Origin of the sequence: Nocardia flavorosea (genome assembly GCF_015477805.1) — a bacterium.
GTDB classification, from domain to species: Bacteria; Actinomycetota; Actinomycetes; order Mycobacteriales; family Mycobacteriaceae; genus Nocardia; species Nocardia flavorosea_A.
In genome coordinates, this window is the sequence record NZ_JADLQL010000008.1 from 133,567 (window position 1) to 149,952 (window position 16,386).

The 16,386-nt window shown below is 63.2% G+C and carries 18 protein-coding genes; 9 read left to right on the forward strand and 9 right to left on the reverse strand.

The window, feature by feature from the left end:
• Nucleotides 1–55: 55 nt before the first annotated feature.
• The 5 genes from IU448_RS28270 to IU448_RS28290 all read right to left on the reverse strand — a co-directional run bounded on the left by IU448_RS28270 (nucleotide 56) and on the right by IU448_RS28290 (nucleotide 2,889).
• The gene (locus IU448_RS28270) at nucleotides 56–547 is read right to left on the reverse strand and encodes a hypothetical protein (RefSeq protein ID WP_195058778.1); all 492 of its coding nucleotides are present in this window, start codon (nucleotides 545–547) and stop codon (nucleotides 56–58) included.
• 48 nt (nucleotides 548–595) lie between these two features.
• Entirely contained in the window at nucleotides 596–1,213 is a 618-nt protein-coding gene (locus IU448_RS28275) for a hypothetical protein (protein WP_195058779.1), read from the reverse strand.
• A 394-nt stretch (nucleotides 1,214–1,607) separates the two neighbouring features.
• On the reverse strand, nucleotides 1,608–1,988 hold the full coding sequence (locus IU448_RS28280; protein WP_195058780.1) for a hypothetical protein: 381 nt from the start codon (nucleotides 1,986–1,988) through the stop codon (nucleotides 1,608–1,610).
• Nucleotides 1,985–2,275 carry a hypothetical protein gene (locus IU448_RS28285; RefSeq protein ID WP_195058781.1) on the reverse strand — a complete coding sequence of 97 codons (291 nt, stop codon included), beginning with the start codon at nucleotides 2,273–2,275 and terminating at the stop codon, nucleotides 1,985–1,987. The genes IU448_RS28280 and IU448_RS28285 overlap by 4 nt, the downstream gene beginning before the upstream one ends.
• Nucleotides 2,272–2,889, reverse strand: coding sequence for a uracil-DNA glycosylase (locus IU448_RS28290; RefSeq protein WP_195058782.1), 618 nt, complete (start codon nucleotides 2,887–2,889; stop codon nucleotides 2,272–2,274). The genes IU448_RS28285 and IU448_RS28290 overlap by 4 nt, the downstream gene beginning before the upstream one ends.
• Before the next feature lie 181 nt (nucleotides 2,890–3,070).
• Between IU448_RS28290 and IU448_RS28295 the strand changes: the two genes are divergently transcribed.
• Nucleotides 3,071–3,391: a winged helix-turn-helix domain-containing protein gene (locus tag IU448_RS28295; protein WP_195058783.1), complete on the forward strand. Its 321-nt coding sequence runs from the start codon at nucleotides 3,071–3,073 to the stop codon at nucleotides 3,389–3,391.
• Between the two features lie 346 nt (nucleotides 3,392–3,737).
• Here the strand turns inward: IU448_RS28295 and IU448_RS29270 are convergent, their stop codons facing one another.
• Both IU448_RS29270 and IU448_RS28305 read right to left on the reverse strand, forming a co-directional pair.
• The gene (locus tag IU448_RS29270) at nucleotides 3,738–4,751 is read right to left on the reverse strand and encodes a DUF3039 domain-containing protein (protein ID WP_228814541.1); all 1,014 of its coding nucleotides are present in this window, start codon (nucleotides 4,749–4,751) and stop codon (nucleotides 3,738–3,740) included.
• 63 nt (nucleotides 4,752–4,814) lie between these two features.
• Nucleotides 4,815–5,273: a helix-turn-helix domain-containing protein gene (locus IU448_RS28305; protein ID WP_324188743.1), complete on the reverse strand. Its 459-nt coding sequence runs from the start codon at nucleotides 5,271–5,273 to the stop codon at nucleotides 4,815–4,817.
• A 1,008-nt stretch (nucleotides 5,274–6,281) separates the two neighbouring features.
• On the opposite strand from IU448_RS28305, the gene IU448_RS28310 reads away from it, so the two are divergent.
• The 3 genes from IU448_RS28310 (at nucleotide 6,282) to IU448_RS28320 (ending at nucleotide 11,234) form a co-directional block, all read left to right on the forward strand.
• Nucleotides 6,282–6,971 (forward strand): hypothetical protein, encoded by a 690-nt coding sequence (locus tag IU448_RS28310; RefSeq protein WP_195058784.1) that lies wholly within the window; start codon nucleotides 6,282–6,284, stop codon nucleotides 6,969–6,971.
• Nucleotides 6,964–8,085, forward strand: a complete 1,122-nt coding sequence (locus IU448_RS28315) for a helix-turn-helix domain-containing protein (RefSeq protein WP_195058785.1) — start codon at nucleotides 6,964–6,966, stop codon at nucleotides 8,083–8,085. Before IU448_RS28310 ends, IU448_RS28315 begins: the two co-directional genes overlap by 8 nt.
• 821 nt (nucleotides 8,086–8,906) lie before the next feature.
• Entirely contained in the window at nucleotides 8,907–11,234 is a 2,328-nt protein-coding gene (locus tag IU448_RS28320; RefSeq protein WP_195058786.1) for a type I restriction-modification system subunit M/S, read from the forward strand.
• 231 nt (nucleotides 11,235–11,465) lie between these two features.
• Here the strand turns inward: IU448_RS28320 and IU448_RS28325 are convergent, their stop codons facing one another.
• Complete coding sequence (locus tag IU448_RS28325; protein WP_228814543.1) at nucleotides 11,466–12,014, reverse strand: GNAT family N-acetyltransferase; 549 nt, start codon at nucleotides 12,012–12,014, stop codon at nucleotides 11,466–11,468.
• Nucleotides 12,007–13,326 carry a helix-turn-helix domain-containing protein gene (locus IU448_RS28330; RefSeq protein WP_195058787.1) on the reverse strand — a complete coding sequence of 440 codons (1,320 nt, stop codon included), beginning with the start codon at nucleotides 13,324–13,326 and terminating at the stop codon, nucleotides 12,007–12,009. The genes IU448_RS28325 and IU448_RS28330 overlap by 8 nt, the downstream gene beginning before the upstream one ends.
• Before the next feature lie 183 nt (nucleotides 13,327–13,509).
• Between IU448_RS28330 and IU448_RS28335 the strand changes: the two genes are divergently transcribed.
• The 5 genes from IU448_RS28335 (at nucleotide 13,510) to IU448_RS28355 (ending at nucleotide 16,197) form a co-directional block, all read left to right on the forward strand.
• Nucleotides 13,510–13,689, forward strand: a complete 180-nt coding sequence (locus tag IU448_RS28335) for a hypothetical protein (RefSeq protein WP_195058788.1) — start codon at nucleotides 13,510–13,512, stop codon at nucleotides 13,687–13,689.
• Nucleotides 13,686–13,988 carry a hypothetical protein gene (locus IU448_RS28340; RefSeq protein WP_195058789.1) on the forward strand — a complete coding sequence of 101 codons (303 nt, stop codon included), beginning with the start codon at nucleotides 13,686–13,688 and terminating at the stop codon, nucleotides 13,986–13,988. The genes IU448_RS28335 and IU448_RS28340 overlap by 4 nt, the downstream gene beginning before the upstream one ends.
• A 640-nt stretch (nucleotides 13,989–14,628) precedes the next feature.
• Nucleotides 14,629–15,066, forward strand: a complete 438-nt coding sequence (locus IU448_RS28345; RefSeq protein WP_195058790.1) for a hypothetical protein — start codon at nucleotides 14,629–14,631, stop codon at nucleotides 15,064–15,066.
• 14 nt (nucleotides 15,067–15,080) lie between these two features.
• The gene (locus IU448_RS28350) at nucleotides 15,081–15,515 is read left to right on the forward strand and encodes a hypothetical protein (RefSeq protein WP_195058791.1); all 435 of its coding nucleotides are present in this window, start codon (nucleotides 15,081–15,083) and stop codon (nucleotides 15,513–15,515) included.
• Nucleotides 15,516–15,681: 166 nt separating this feature from the next.
• Nucleotides 15,682–16,197, forward strand: coding sequence for an NUDIX hydrolase (locus IU448_RS28355; RefSeq protein WP_324188744.1), 516 nt, complete (start codon nucleotides 15,682–15,684; stop codon nucleotides 16,195–16,197).
• Nucleotides 16,198–16,386: the final 189 nt, after the last annotated feature.

Here is a 16,386-nt window from a genome sequence, read left to right on the forward strand (position 1 = left end):
GGCCGCTGCCCGCTCGGATCATCAAAAACTCCAACCATCGCAGACCCCCTGCGCGTCAGCGCATTTCGATTTCTCGGGAGACAATATCCGTACCTACATCACTGCTCCCTACATAACCGTAGGCAACCAGCTGCGAGAAGAGAGTGCTGGTCATGTAGTCCTTTACGGTCTCGTAGGAGAATACCGCCGATTTGCCCGTTTCCTTGAACTTCCCGATGTGCAATTCGACCTGTGCCCGGGGCATACACATTCCCGATACAACCGAAAGACTGTCGATGTCGAAGCTTTCCAACTTGCATATCTTCACAAAGCCGGGTTCCGCAGTCAGCCTGAAATCGCTGCGGTCGGCCACTTTCGCGCAGGCAGAGTCAAGATCTCTCATTTTCGATAGTTGATCCCGGAAGTGATCATCCACCCGGTACCGCCATACCGCATTCTCCTTCTCCATCCTCTTGTACTGAACAAGGACGAAACAGCGGCGCTGTACGTGATAATAGAGTAGGTCAGGCCCCAGGTTTTCCTCGATGCGTGTGCGGTTGACATTCATAACCCGCAGAGTCCGATCGCGGCCATCACTGTACACACGGACACCTAGCTAATCGCTGGGTTGCGGCGTCCATCCGAGAAAGTTATTAGCATCGTGCTCGATCATGGCGTCTTCACGAGGGGGAACATACTTTCCTCTCGGGAGAAACGAACCCCTCTCGGAAATATCGACCTTTTCCTCCTGCAACAGCAGACCTTCCTCTGGCCCGAGACCGGGAAAGCCGGTGAATGCTATGATCGAGGCCAAGGCATCCCGCTCTTGAGCTATTCGGGCTGTACGCGAGTCAGATGACCCGGAAAACCGATAACCGAAGGTTGAATCAATATATTCGCCGAGCGTTCGGTCATACTCGACGAGAAGATTCAAAACCTTATCCGAAGCATTGTCAGTGAACGCGCCACCGCGATCTTTGATCGGCTTCCGCTGAGATGCCACAAGCCGAGCCTCTACCATGGAAATGCGCAGAGGGTGGGACAACTTGAACACTGAGCGAAACGAAAAGGCCCATCGTATGTCATCCGCCTTGACGCATTTTTCAACTTCGGCCGCGAATAATATCGACTTGCCGTGCGCGATCAAGACAGCTTTGGATTTTATGCGATCATAAATTTCAAAAGATAGCGTACAGGAGCTTGTATCCCTCATGCCTTTCTCTGCAACCTCCACGACCCGGCGCAGCCTAGTAAGCGCACTGTCGTCAGGAAACAGGACACCGATCTGCCGCCATGACATAAAATGCCTTTCCCGGTCCGAAACCCCGCTGCAGCGGAAACTCGCTCATTGTGCAGTCGCCAGCATAGCTGACCATTCGAGGCCTAGCGATCTTGAATTTCCAATGCACGCTCGCGACGCCGGACCACGACTCGACAGCTCGCAGGGGGTCTCGGTGGACCAAACCAGCCTGGTCACGCAGGTTCTGCGACATAGCCAGCCCACTGCGGTGAGGTTGGTAGTGAACCTCGGGAGTTCCTGCCGGATGACAGGGCCCGAGGATCGCGCTGTTTCGGGCGCGGACGTCCTTCATCTGTAGTGGGCGCCCAGTACATCGAGATTGCTCGGGTCACCGGCGACGGTGCCGCGAGACCAGGTACGGAACTCCCGCAGCGAGCGCGCATATCGCGACGACAGGCACGGCAACCAGCAGCACCGCCAGAATCGGATAGGCCGTGTACGGCAGCACGACCCTCGACACGGCCACGATCAGCGCAACCCCGGTCTGCCGGAAGGCACCGCGCGACACGGTGAGCAGCACGCCACAAATCACCCCGACCGCCACAATCCACCGCCGGCCGGAACCAGAGAAGCCCTCGACGGTCGAGTCCAGAACGAACAGCGGCGAGAACACGAGCACGACGGTCACGAAGCCGACCAGGCCGAACCAGCTGCGAGAGCCCGAATTGCCGTCCGGTCCGGCAAGCCTGTCCGGGCTGCCGTGGCTCACGCGAGTACGCCGGCAACGATGATCAACAGGCCCGCTGCCGCGAGACCGCAGGCCGCACCACAACTCACGGGCGATGCCGATCGAGCCAGTAGCGCCGCTGCCATCAGCAAGAGCGGGAACGGCACGACGCCGGCGACGGCCCCTTCCGATCTATCCGGAACATCCACCGCGGACCGAATGGCGGCGACCGGATGCAACAGCGCATTGGCCACAAGGAATGCACACGGAAAGCTCAATGTTGCTGTAGCCCAGTACTGCTCATCAGACGCAGCCATCGGCCGCTTCATGCCGTCGGACGAGAATTGCGAGGCGAAGGTAGCAGTCTGGCCAACTGGGTGATGGCAGCCTCGAAGCGCTGTCGGGCCGCTGGAGTGGCCAGGCCGCGGCGCGAGCAATGCGGCACGCCGAACGGGAACACGTACAAGTCGTCGCGATGGATTCCGGTACGTTTCCAGCCGTCCTCCGCTGCCCGGCCGAGGCAGAGCACGATTTCGAGCTCGGGCAGCAGGGTGACGAACTCGCGGGTCCAATGGACTGCACGCGAACGTTCAGCGGCGGTGGAGCCGCCGTTCTCCCGACCGGTCGGGAAGGGCCAGACGTTCCAGTGGACGACCTGGGACCACTCGATTCCGTTCGCCGCGTGTGCTTCCCGGCAATTCTTGGCCGTGTGGTCGTTGTTGTCGAGACTGAGCAGCCCGGACCCGCCGGTCCGCGCAGCGTCGGCCTTGGTCGAAGGATTGTCGAGCAGTACCAGAGCCCGGGCGTGGACGCCGCCCAGATCCGGGTCGACATAGGGCGCGTGGCCGCGCGGGATAGCTTCGGCGTCGGCGATGCGGTCGGCCAGTCGGTTCAGTGGCGCTATATGCGGCTGCCGAAGGCGAGAACGTTTGTCTGCCAGCACTGACCAGCCGAGTCGGTGATAAACTCACGCAGGGCTACTGCAGTTTCAGTCTCAGGCACACTCCCTCCGATGACGGAACCTTGACCCGGCCACCTCGATCTACACAATCGGGCAAGCACGTGCACTGCGACCGTGATCAAGTTGTCGCCGCGTTCGACAGCGCGTATTAACGTCAACCCCTATGGCTCTCACACCACAGCATGTACTCCGTGGCTACATCTTGCTCGCGCTGCACGAACGCGGAGGTTCGGCACTCAAGCGTGAGGTTATCGCCTGGATAGAGGAGCGGTTCGGCGATGACCTGACAGCCGACGACCATCGTCCACAGCCGTCGAACGGCGAAGTCAAGTGGGAGAATCAAGTGGCCTGGGAACGAAACTCGATGGTCACCGATCAATTGATCGAGCGCTACATTCCAGGTGAGACCACCCGAGGCCGCTGGAGTCTGACTGGCCTCGGTCGCAGAGAAGCGAGTCGGCTTGCCGAACAACTGCGGGGCTGAAACGTCCGCTGATGCACGGCATTTCGACATGCACAGGCGCTGGCATCGGAATGGAATCGGACGCTGGAGGACGAAAAAATCTTGCCGCAAGGCGAATCGGTAACAGGGTCAAACCGAGTAACTCCATCCGTCAGATCCGATCAGGCGCCCCCTTCGTTCTCCTCAGCGCCAAACGGTGGCAGGCCAAGCGCTCCGTCGATTGGAAACCTTGGTGAACGGTCCAGGGACTATTCAGATCGGCTTATAGGTGGCCGACCCGTCAGGCTCGCGCCAGTTCACCACCCGTTTCCCGATGCTGCCGCGCCGAAACAGCGCGACTACCGCCGCGGTCTCTGCTCCGGCGGGATCAACTCGGAAGAGTCGCGAATTGCTCCGCGCAGCGCGGACATACCGGCAGCTGGTCTGGATCGCGCATCGGAACGAAAACGACCCCGCACATCGCCCGGATTGCTGTACCGTTCACGCTGGCCTCGGCGATATGGGCCGAATGCGTGTAGTGCCCCACCGCGCCTTGTTCGGCGGACAGAAGCTCCGACCGACTATCCGCGGCGTCGATGCACCAGCCTTGGCGATCGAGGTGGCCGACCTCGCAGATAACCCAGGCGTGGTTCTGATGACGATCCCAATCCTGTACGGGTGGTGCAACGGAGATCAGAACACGCTCCATCGCGAGCCAACCCCACCTGCTCGCCTGGTGCGCCGGCTCCAGTTCGAAGGTGAGCGTGAATTCCTCACGCGGAGTTCCGTCGTCGGGAATATTGTCGAACTCGATCTCGACCCGTCCGATCCTGGAGGGTTGTCTGGACGGGGTCTGAGGGAGTTCGACTACCACTGTCCGTGTCGACCGAATCCCGCGCAATGCCACGGCAATACGATTCTGGATATCGAGGTGCCACCTCGTGAGTGCCCAGGCGGCAGTCTCTCGCTTCAGCAGGGTGAAGTCCTGTGAAGTGGGCAGCAAGGACGACCCTCGATCCGGCTTTGCGACCTGCCGCTCGAGGAGTTTGTAGAAGTCGTCGTCATCCTGGTGGTCGCCCTTGGCCAGTCCGGCGGTCACCACCCAGCGGACGCCGGTTGCAGGATCGGTCCAGATACCTGCTCGCCATTGAGCATTACGGAGTTCTCGGAGTCGCAGATCACCCGAACAACCGATCAGACGGGGCGCCGGATCCTGCCGGGGATCGGGGCCGTACATCGCTGCAGCTTTCCGCAGTAGCGGGTGCGGTAGCTCGCCGAGCGGCTGGATCGTGTCCCAACGGCCGTCGGCGATCGCACGCGTGTAATGAGGGTCTTCCCAGTTGGCGTGCAGGTCTTCGGCCAGCAATCGGACGGTGGGTCGCGCTCGCCGGTTGTGTTCCATCACGCCATTTTGCACAGCTGCGGGGCACCGCGTAAACCCAGTGCCCCGCAACCTTTGTGCGTTCTATAGTTCATCCATCAGTTCTTCGAGCGCGGCATTGTTGTCCTGGTCCATACGTGCAAAACGTTCGGCGAGCTCGTGGCGGTCACGATCGCGAGCAGCCGCGAAATCGAAGACGTCCTTCACGTAGAGGCGGCGGTCGCGGCCGACGTTGTGATAGGGCAGGACTCCTTTGTCGAGCAGCTTGTAGAGGTGGGTGCGACTCATGCCGAGCCGCGTCGCCGCGTCGGCGGGCGTGCAGGTTGCAGTGTCACCGAACACTGCGACGTGCACCCCATCGCCCGACGCGACACTGTCGGTAACCATACGAAGCGCTTCTCGCAGGTCAGAGGGACCAAGGGTATCGATCAACGATTGCAGGGCGGCCAGCTGTTCGGCTGGGGCACCCGTCGCGCTAACTTCGCGTATCGCGGCAGCCACGGCAACCTCCTCATCCTTCAGTTCGGCCTGATCTGATGTCACAGACGATACAGATGTCACAAATGACACTACGCGGCTCGGAGTGCAGCGTCAACGCAAAATGATCAGCAACAACCCTGCCGCGGTGAACTCGAACACCGGCACTCGCCGACATCCAGGAGCGATCGCGATGAACCTGAACCGTCCGGAGCCGGCCCAGGGGCTGCTGTACGGCCGCGCCGTCCACACCGACATCCAGCACAGCCACCGCCGCGGCGCCATCGGATGCACCGCACCCGTCCTCACTCATCCGCGCACCGGCCGCTGGGCCTTCCTCATCCGCGCCGACCTCCCCGACGACACCGCCCTGTTCGCCGAGATGTTCCGCCACGACATCTGCCCCACCCGCCCCTGCGCCACTATCGTCGTCCTCCCCTCCCCGCCGATATCGACGAACACTTCCGCCGCTGGATACAACTGCCCCGCAATCCGTTCCGCCCCTCCGGCCACACCGTCCGCGCCTGCACCGCCTGCACCGGCCGGCTGGCCATCCCCCCCACCCACGGACCACGCCCATGACCTCGCCCCGCCCCGAGGAGCCCGACCTCCACCTCAGCATCCACCTCCACGACCTCCGCCTCGACTACGCCGCCTCCCACACCGCAGCCCACCACTTTCTCCACGAATAGCGCACCCACCACCACCCCGACGCCGCCGCCATCGTCCCCGGCCCGCCCGCAGGTCTACCCCGCCTCCCCAACGAACGCCTTTATCTACACCGCTGAGCCGAAAGGTTCGGTTTGCCGCTCGTGCCGGTGAGCCTTTCGCGAAGCAGTACGACATTGAGACCCAGCCATAGCCGCAGCCCTGCGTTCGGAGGGTCGGCATATCGAGGACCTCCACGACATCCATGGTCCAGCAAGGATTGCCGTCGACAGGACCTACCTGGTCACGCAAGGGCAACGTACCCTGGATCAGATAACTGAAGCAAATGCGCGCGATTGGCGTGAAATAATGAAGTCGCGTCCAGACCGAATCCGTGGCTCCGGGCGCGGATTCAGGAGGTCCACGATGGTTTCCTCACCAGCCGACGCTCTCGGCCCCCACGCTTCCGGCGTCCGTTCCCTGCTCGTCGAAGTCGTGCGGTCCAGGCACGATCGGTTTGCCGAGGGGCACCAGATCTCAGGGTCGCGGTACACGCTCGGATTCAGTACCCAGTGGCGAGACCTGCTGGAGGACTTCCACGAAGCGGCGACGAAAATCGGCTTCCAGTCGTACAAGCTGACTCCGGGGGGTCACAAGATCCCGGTTATCAACGGCTGCCTGGTTTACCTCTGGCGCGTCCCGGACAACCCGAATGCGGTGAGCAAGTTCGCCGCGAGTCCGACACGCAAGGCCGGCTTCGCTGCCGAGCCACCTCCACCGATGCTGTTCGAGCCCCGTTTCGCTGACGTGGTCGAGTCGGCTGAGGACAGTCGCGCGACGAGCGAGACCGAGGCCATATACGAGACCGTTCACGATACGATGCCGGTCGTACTCGTCATGGTCTGGTCGACTCCCCGTCACTTGCAGTCGATCGAGTGGGCAGTCGCCGTGCTGGACGACGCTGATAACGTCCAGCTGAGCGGCCAGGAGTGCATCTGGGAACCGGAGCTCGTCAGTGCTGATGTGGCATCCGACGTCGAATCGTTCGATAGCGGCACTCCGGTCAGCCCCGTCGTCGAACCGCGCGAACAGGAGGAAACGGATCCGAATGGGTGACGACACCCCGAGTCTGTTCGCCCCGGCCGGCTCCGGGCAGATGCACGGTCGCTTCGAGCCCGCGCGGCTGACCCAGGCCCGTGTCTTCCGCTCGATAACCAAGTCGGACTTGGCCGGCCAGGTAGGCGTGTCGGCCGCCGCGATCGGCCAGTACGAGGCCGGAGTCAACGCGCCCCGTCACGACGTGCTCGAACTCCTGGCGAAGGTTCTGGAGGTTCGTCCGAGCTTTTTCTCTATCGGACGCCCTCTGGTCCGCATCGACGCCGTGAACGCGCACTTCCGAAGCTTGCGGTCGGCGCGCGTGAGCGACCGCCAGAAAGCACTGGCTACGGCGACGCTCGTGTGGGAACTGACGTTCGCGTTGGAGCGGCATGTCAAGCTCCCCGCAGCGGACCTCCCCGTGGTCCGGCCCGGCACTTCACCGGCGGAGGCCGCTGCGCTCCTTCGCCGACACTGGAGCCTGCCCGACGGTCCGGTCAAGCACTTGGTCGCTACGGCCGAATCCCGCGGCATCGTCGTGGCGGTGCGCCCACTCGGTGAGATCGACGCGGTGGACGCCTTCTCGGCCCTGCTCGTGGACCGACCCATCATCGTGACAACGCCACGGCGGACCGAAAACGTGTTCAAGCATCGGTTCTCGATCGCGCATGAAATCGGCCATCTCCTGCTGCACCCCGGCCCCGGTGAGCACGGTGTAACCATCGAGAAGGAGGCCGACGAGTTCGCCGCTGCGTTCCTCACCCCGGCGGCCTCGATGGATGCTGTCCTCCCACAGCGCCTCGACTTGGCTGCCCTCGATCGGCTGGGCAGGACGTGGGGTGTCTCGCCGCATTCACTGGTTCGCAGGATGGTCGAGCGCGGGCGCACCACCGAGTCATCGGCCCGGCGGGCCTACCAGCGCCTCACAATGGTCAACAACCCGCATGCCGACCCATCGAGCGCGTACCCGGGAGAGGTACCGACGCTTCTGAAGAAGGCCGCGGAGCTCGCAGGAAACCACGGCGCTGGTATCCCCGCCCTCGCCGAAGCTCTCAGGATCAGCCCGGGCCAAGTCCGCGACATACTCGGCGAGGCCGATCAGCGGCCAGTCCTGCGCCTCGTCGGTAGCGAATAGCGGTCGGCCCGGATGCCTTCGGATAGCGGGAAACCGAAGGTATCGAAGTGCCCGTCCGGACTGGGAATCCCTGACCACAGCCAAGTCCAGCCCGCACTCGAGCGCCGGGCACAGGCCGGGGAACCCTGAGCTTCGGAGTCCGCTTCGGGTCAGCGTACGAATGGCTTACCGTACTCCCGCGCGACGACCAACCGGACGATTTCCTGCAGTCTCAGGTAGCATCGACCGTCAATCGGGCTAGTCGAGCAGTATCACTGCGCATGCCACCGACGCGGGCACGAAGAGCTTCCACACAAGCTACCAAAGAGGTACATTACCTGCAGTTATGGTCAGCTATCGAGGTGATTTGGTCCAGATTTCACAAACAGGTCTAGTGCAGATACTGACAACTGACATTACGACTGAGTTGATGCGTTGCTATAGAGTCGGCGGCATCGAATCCGAGACCCCACCCAGTGAGGCGTTATGTCCGTAGAACCAGATCCGGCGACCAACCTCCCGGCAACGTCGGCGCCGACCGGAGGGTCTGAGGCGTCGCACAGCGATACCGAGACCTGTCCCCGATGCCGGACCGCCACATGTCTCGCGCATGTCCGGATCACCGATAAACCAGATACCTGGATCGACGTCGTAGACCGCTTCTTCACGAGGTTCAGCAGCGAGCACTGGGGATGGAAGAAAACCCTACAGCTGTTGGCCCTCATAGGCGGTCTGCTCTGGATGGCGGTGATCGCGCACAATTTCCTGTCCTGGCCCTTCCGGTAACCCACCGGAGTCGACGCCCACCGGCTTCCCCGAACAACCGCCGAGCACGAGGACTCATGACAACGCCGACCTGGAACTTCACCACAATCCACCTGCGACTTTCCGAGATTGCCGAGAAGATCGGCGTAAGCACCGCGACCTGCAGTAACTGGCGCAGGCGCCATCCGGACTTTCCCACCCCTGATGAATCCGGCAGTTACGCGTCCGACGCCGTCATTGACTGGCTCGGCAAACGGCCGATACCCGCGGCCTACCGCACTCCCGCGGAACTCGACGGCGCAACCTACGGTGACCGGTTGCAACGTGCGCTCGGCGAAGGCGTTCCCACGCGAACCTGCCGCGATGCCGGGGACGGGCAAGCGAATCAAGCCGCGCGCCAGTTTCTTTGCACCGGGCTGCCCAGGCGTTTCCGGGATGCCGGTATAAGCGATATCGACTACCTCGATGCCGGTCTACTGCTCGTGTTCACCTGGATCTGCTCCGAACAGCATTGGCAGCGCCTCACCGACGAAATCCAGCCACACGCAAGCGCCGATCGTCCGACCGTGCTGCTGGGCGTCGTCGCGGAAGCCGTTGATGCCGCACTGCGTTTGCACGGACTGCCGGTCGGGGCCGCGGAAGTCTTCCGCAGATTGCGGAAAGCCCGGACATCCGACGTTATCGCCCTGATCGACAACGCAAGCCGAGCCGGGAAGCCCGGCTTCGACAGGCTGCTCGATCAACTCCCGAAGGCTCAACCCGCCACCAGCCACGACTACCGCACGCCTGCGGAAGTCGCGAAACTCATGGCAAGGTGCGTTACGCCGCCCGGGAACTCGGTGAACACCGTCCTCGACCCCTACACACGCCTGGGCGAACTACCGTTGGCAGTTCTGGGGCGAAAAGGGGCAACGCCGGTACAGTTGCGGGCGATCGGCCGCCGAACCGATGCCGCACGCCGTGCCGGCCTGAACCTCGCCGTGCACGGCTGTGTTTCCGATATACAAGTCGAAGACAAATTGCCCTGGCAGTATCGCCTCCGCGGACCTTACGACGCCGTCGTGGCAAACCCGCCGTTCAACGAGACCTTTCTGGACAGCTCGGCCACCACTTGGCCGTTCCCAACTCCTCCACACAGCGGAAATCTCGCTTGGGTTCACACGGCGGTCAAGGTCCTCGCCGCGAAAGGAAGAGCGGCAGTACTGCTGCCTGCGGCGGCAGGCGGCACCAACAATCGGTACGAGCGCGAGAACAGGAAGGAGATGCTCGAACAAGGCGCCGTTCACGCCGTCATCCGGCTTCCGGCGCAGATCTTCCCGGCCTCCTCGGTAGATGCCGCTATCTGGGTGCTGCGTCCCCCGTCGAAAACGCCACGCCCAGTTGTCTTCGCCGACGTTCGTTCGATGCTGCAGGCCACTCCCGGCTCTATGCCGCGGCTGGCCGACACGGCACAGATCGCCGAACTCGTCAATACCCCAGAAGGGTTGAAGGAAGGCATTGCGGCTGTCGTCGAACACGGCGGACGTGCGATCTCGGTTCCCATCGAGACGATCCGTGAAGCCCAGCACTCACTGGTTCCCGATGACTACCTGCAGTCGGCACCCACAGATGCTGACGCCCGCTGGCAGACGATCGGCCGGTACACCACCGCGATGGCGCGGGCGATCGAGGCGATCGACTCCTCGACCAGGGCACCCTTTCACCCGCCTATCTCTCGTGCCCGAACCAGTCCACGAGCGCTGGATGTGTTACCCGCCGAGGGCAAATGGTTCCGGGCACGGCTTTCCGACCTATGTGAAATCAAGGCCGGGCCCTCCAACACCTATGGCATCAAATACGGACCGGATTCAGCATTTCAAGTGTTGAAAGCCAGGCATATCTATTCCCGCCGACTAGAAGTCCCCGAGAACGACGACAGTCGGATATCCCCGCAGATGGCGAAGCGCCTCGCCCATTTCGAGGTACACAAGAACGACATCCTCTTTGTCCGCGTCGGTCAGGTCGGCGATGCGGCGCTCGTGACAGACATGCACCACCAGGCTTACTTCGCCACCAACGTAATCCGACTGCGGATCAAGAATCATGATGCACTGGCCCCGGAGTACCTCTTGGAATGGCTCCTATCCGACGATATTCGACTCCGCATCCGGTCCCGGGCCGCAGTCAACTCCGTTCCGTCGATCAGCACCGGCGACCTCGGCCGGTTCGAGATCGAATATCCGCCAACCGAACAGCAGCGAGCTATCGCCACTGTGCTGCAAGAATGCGACCGTCGAGCACAGGCGTACCAAGATGCAGCGACACAATGCGCGGCCTACCGAACCGCGGTGGCCGCTGGGCTTCTGTCCGGCGCGGCCAAAGTCGACCGCCGGAATATATCTGAACAGTTATACCTGTTCAAGTAGATTCCGCCCACTGCGGTGAGGTTCGGAGGTGAGCCTCGGGGGTTACCGTCGGATGACGGACCCCGAGGCTCATGCTGTGCGCCTCCCCCACCGGGACCTGGTGATGGGCGCCCACGCGACAGCATGACGTGGTCGGCAGACAGAAGTTGACCACCGCGACCGGACCGAATCGGGCGTATTGAGAAGCCGCCTCGGCATCCCCGGAAAGTACGCTGCCCGAAGTACCGACGATCAGACGGGAAGTGCGCGAAGAAGAACGTCGAATGTAGGCGCCCCATCCCAGCCGGGACGCTGCACGCCGACCCGGTACCAACCCCATCGCCGATACCGTGCGTAGGCCCGCTCGTTACCAGGATCCACCAACAGCGTCGCCCGCGTCTCCTGCCGAGTACCCAGCAGTTCGTCATGCAGCTTTCGCGCGTAACCCTGGCCGGTGTGCTCGGGTACCACCATGATCTCCGACAGCCCGAAGGTCCGGGTCTCGTCCTCCCGGGTGAATTCTGGATCGTCTTCGTCGAGCTGCAATCCGTCCCAGCCGGCGGTGTTCTCGCCGAGCGGCCAGCCCCATGCCTGCCCTATCGGTTCCCCGTGTAGGTACAGCACCACCAGGTCGAAGCCCGGCGCGCGGAGATAAGCGTCGAACCGATTCATCGACGCCTCCAGCGATTCGAACGGATCGCCGGTCGCGATCGCCTCCGCGTAGGCGCGCGCGTAGACGTCCTGGACCGTGTCGCGCATTTCGCGCGCACCGCTGTGATCGAAACGGCGGAATTCAATCAACCGAAGCCCCCTTGGAGGAAGCGAGTGCGTCGAATCGATCTCGGAACTCCTTGCCTTCAGAAGCCGTGTCGGCCAGCTGCCGCACCGGCTTCAGCGCGCTGAGCGCCCGGGGCGATGCAAGCCACCTTTCCAGCGCCTCAAGCACCGAGTTACCCACTTCGACCGCCGACCTCGTGTCGCCGGTACGGGCGAGCGCCGCTGACCACCAGGCCGACGCGTGCACGGTATTACCAGCGCTTGCCGGCTCGCCAGCAACGACTTCGTGCAGGACGAGTGCTCGGCTGTGGTTTCCGATGTCAGTGCAGGCCCGCGCTTCATGGAATCGGATTTCGGAATGGTCGACGAACTGGAGCCATGGAACGCACTCTCCCACCGGCTCATGCTCGGCTGCGTTGTCCATTTCCCGCCATGCCGCTGACATGGCTCGCTCCACACTTGGCCGATCACCGGCCGTGCCGTAGGCCGCTGCTTCGCGGGCGGCGATCAGCGCGTGTACCCGTCCCGCGGGCCGCCTCCGTACCAGGTCCGCGGCCCGGCGTGTCAGCGCGAGTGCGTAGGAGGGCGATGCATGACCGCTGCGTGCCGAGCTGATGGATTGCAGAGCAGCATTCATGCAGGCGTGGACAGCCAGATCGTCATCTTCGGCCATGGACGCCAGCGAAAGCGCATCGGAATAGCACCTCCGCGCCAACTGAACTCGATCCGCGTCGTATGCGAGCCAGCCGGTTTCCACGGCCAGCGCCCCTACGGCGGACATCCACGCTCGACCAGTCGCAGCGTCAAACACGCTACTGTGCAGCAAGCTCTGGCTACGTTCCAACGTGTCCACGGCGGAGGGCAGTAGGCCCGCTCCGCCGACAGCCTGATCGGCGGCTTCCAGCTCCGCCGTGAATACGTTCAGACGTTCGACGTCGGCCATACCGATCCGGGAGTGGCTGGCCGTCGGCAATGTCGCGGCGGTAAGCGCTGCGGCTTTGCCGAATTCGCGGCGGTTCACGTCTGCCTCATCGTCAATACTTCCAGGGGTTGGATGTCCTTGCGCTGATGGCCGCGCGGACGATACAGCGAGCGCAAATCGGCGCATCGCCTCAGGGCTCAGCTTGGCGAGCCAACTATCGAGGTCGGCGGCACGTTGCCCGCGCACCGGCCGCGATTCGGTGGCACGTTCCCATTTTCGCACGGTCGCAACAGACCACCCGATCTGTTCGGCGAACTGCTCCTGGGTCATCCGCAACGCCGCGTCACGCAGCGCCCGCACCTCGACCCTTGTCCAAGCCTCCACGATCACGCGAAACCCCCTGTCGCTGCGCACTTAGCGGAAGCGTAGCGGTTCTCTATGACTGCTGTCCCTGGGACCGCGAACACCGGTCGATGAGGCTTGATCCAGCCCCGGCGCCGGGTCGAACCATCAGGCCGGCCAGCACCTTACGAGGCCGCCGACCACGGAATTCCTCGGCGCCGGGTGCACGCCATGACACCCCACCCAGGAGGCACTGTGCGCGAACGACCACCTCTGCCCAAGCGACCGGCGCGAAACCGGGCGTTGGAAGCGACCGTCCGGCTGTTGCGCGACCAATACTGCACCGATACAGCAACATTGGAACGGGTGGCGGCCGGGCTCCGCGCGGGACGCGATGTCCCGGACCCCGCCACCGATGCCGATATCGCGCCATGAGCCACTCGATCGCGTTCGGCTGGATCGACCACGACATCAGCCGAGCACCCGAGACCGACCGCGACCACGTACACCGCCTCGCCGACCGACTCGGCTACCACCTCGTATGGCCCGGCGAACACTCGGTGCTACGCGTGGCCGACCAGGCACGCAACGCCGGCGCCGACCTGGTGATCCTGCCCGCACCCGACCACCTCGGCCCGCACGAACTCGACGCCGTACTGGACATTTGCGATGTGGAAACCGTGCTACCGCGTCTCAGCTTCCCACGCTGGACCTCCACGCAGGACACACGATGAGCGCCCTGGTAGTGGTCGGTTTCGCCATCGCGATCGGACTACCGCTGCTGGTGATCGCGGCGACAATTTGGTGGCCGTAATGATCGGAGCACCGAACCACTTCGCGCCCGAGCACAAGTCGGCCCCGACTTACCTCGACACCGCCGCCATCGACCACGGCGACGAGAGAGGGCTACTCGTACACCGGGCATTGCGACGCATCGAATCAACCGAACCACATATCGTCGAAATCGGCCCGGGTGGTGGCCTGCCGTCGACTACCTCGCGACGCGGGCAGCGGAGGATCCACGCCCTGTACGACTCACACTGGTGGAGGTACCCGGCGTCTCGTCTACGTCCCTCGCGGACGCGACCGCGCGATTCAACGCGATCGGGTCGTGCGCGCTGGTGCACCGATTCACCGAGGTTGTGGCTATCGCAGGCGAGCCCACACAGCACGCCCTCTACCGGTGTCGGAGAAGGATCGACGCCAGGGCGTTCAATTCCGGGTGATCGTCGAGTACAGCGCCGCCACAGATAGTGGCATGGATCACATCCTATGTAGGGGCAACTCGGGAACCAGGTCACGCCGGGGCGCATCCAAAGAAGCAAGCGGGTCGGGAAGATCGCTCGCTGCAACGCAATTACTGGAGGGGATTCAATGAAAATGCGTACTTTCGCGGTCGGCGTAGGCCTCGTCGCTACGACCCTGGCGCCGTCGGGACTCACCGCCGGCGCTGATGCAGCACCGGGCGACGCTATGTGCCACGTGGCAGCAAACAATCCGCACCATTCGAAGGGATCTCCCGGGTGGATCGTCGGCAAGGGACGAATCTCGTGCACAGCAGACATCGACTCGGTCAAGGTGATCGTAAAGCTGGAACGGAAGCAAGATGGGAAATGGGTAACGGTAGGCAACACCGGGACGAATGAGCAGGTTGCGCCGAAGGCAAACGCCAAGTACACAGCACAGGGTGAGTTCAAATGCGCTCCTGGTGAGTACCGGACAGCCGCGCAGGGCAGCGGCGTGTATGGCGGCCGGTCTTCCGGATCGATGGCATGGCAGTACTCGGGAGTTGTCAGCAGCCCGTGTGGCTGACCGAGAGGGGCGACATGTGCGCGTCTGGTAGCTGGGACGAACTCGTCATCGGATTGTGCGACCTTGCAGTGAAGTTCGACGCCGAGACCTATCTGCACGATAACCTGGTCGTACTCTCCGCGCGCGCGGAGATTCCCGGCGACCAAGCAGGCAGTATCCGGGTCAGCCGGTTCGACGACGAGTCGGCGCGAGTGGAAACAGGCTGGTGTTTCAACCTGGTGGTCGACTATGTCTTAGACGACGAGACCCGTCCGGCTCCCGCACTCGAAGTGGTCGAAGCGATCTGCTCCGGACGCGCACAGGAGAGCTGCCTACTCGACTCCGGCGGTAATTGGGTCGGCGTGCTGACCGAGGCATGGACCAGCAGCGGCTCCCGCTGGACGTCCGGCACCTCCCGTTCCTCTACACGACAGGTGACACGGCGATTCCCCAGCTGGGCTGCGGGGTAGCCGACGGGAGCGAGCCAAGGCCGAAAGGGCCCTGCGACCTGGTGATGACTCCTCGGGCGTAATCACTGGGTGCAGGGTTCGATCGACACAACGGCGAGCTGCGTGCAGTGGCCGACGGTTCCCGACCGATACCGCCCGAATATCAACTGAGGCTATGGTGGCGCGGGTGAGCACACCATCGAGTTCGGAGTCGGCTACCGGGGTGTTGCCGGTGGAGCAGTACGTGGCCGGGCTGGCACGCAAGCGGATGGCTGCGGGGGTGTTGTTTCGCGACGGGCGGGGCCGGTTGCTGTTGGTGGAGCCCACCTACAAACCCAACTGGGAAATACCGGGTGGTGCCGTCGAAGAAGACGAGGCACCGTGGGAAACAGTTCGCCGCGAACTGTACGAGGAGATCGGCTGGGACCAACCTGCGGGCCGGTTGCTACTGGTGGATTACGTGCGCCCACAGGACAGCCGCCCCGAGGGCGTGGTGTTCCTCTTCGACGGTGGTGTGCTCTCCGACAGTGACGTAGCGGGGATGGTTCTGCATCCGGGCGAGATCCGCTCTGCGGGGTTCTACACGCTCGATGAAGCAGCCGGGAAGGTGAAGCCGCTGCTGGCAGATCGTTTGGCGGCGGCATTCGATGCGGTGCGCGAAGGGACGACGGTGCTCTGCGAACAAGGGCGGCGCATCGGTTGACCACCGCCCTTGGTTCGCGGTCAGGCCGAGACCGGCAACAACCCTGGTACCGGATGTAGACTTGAGGTTCCCCCGCTTCCTTGGAGGGCTCTGAGCATGGTCCGATAGGACCGGGAAGGAGCCCCACGTGGCAGCACCGAAGAAATACCCGGACGAGTTGAAGGCCCGAGCGGTCCGGCTGTATTTGGA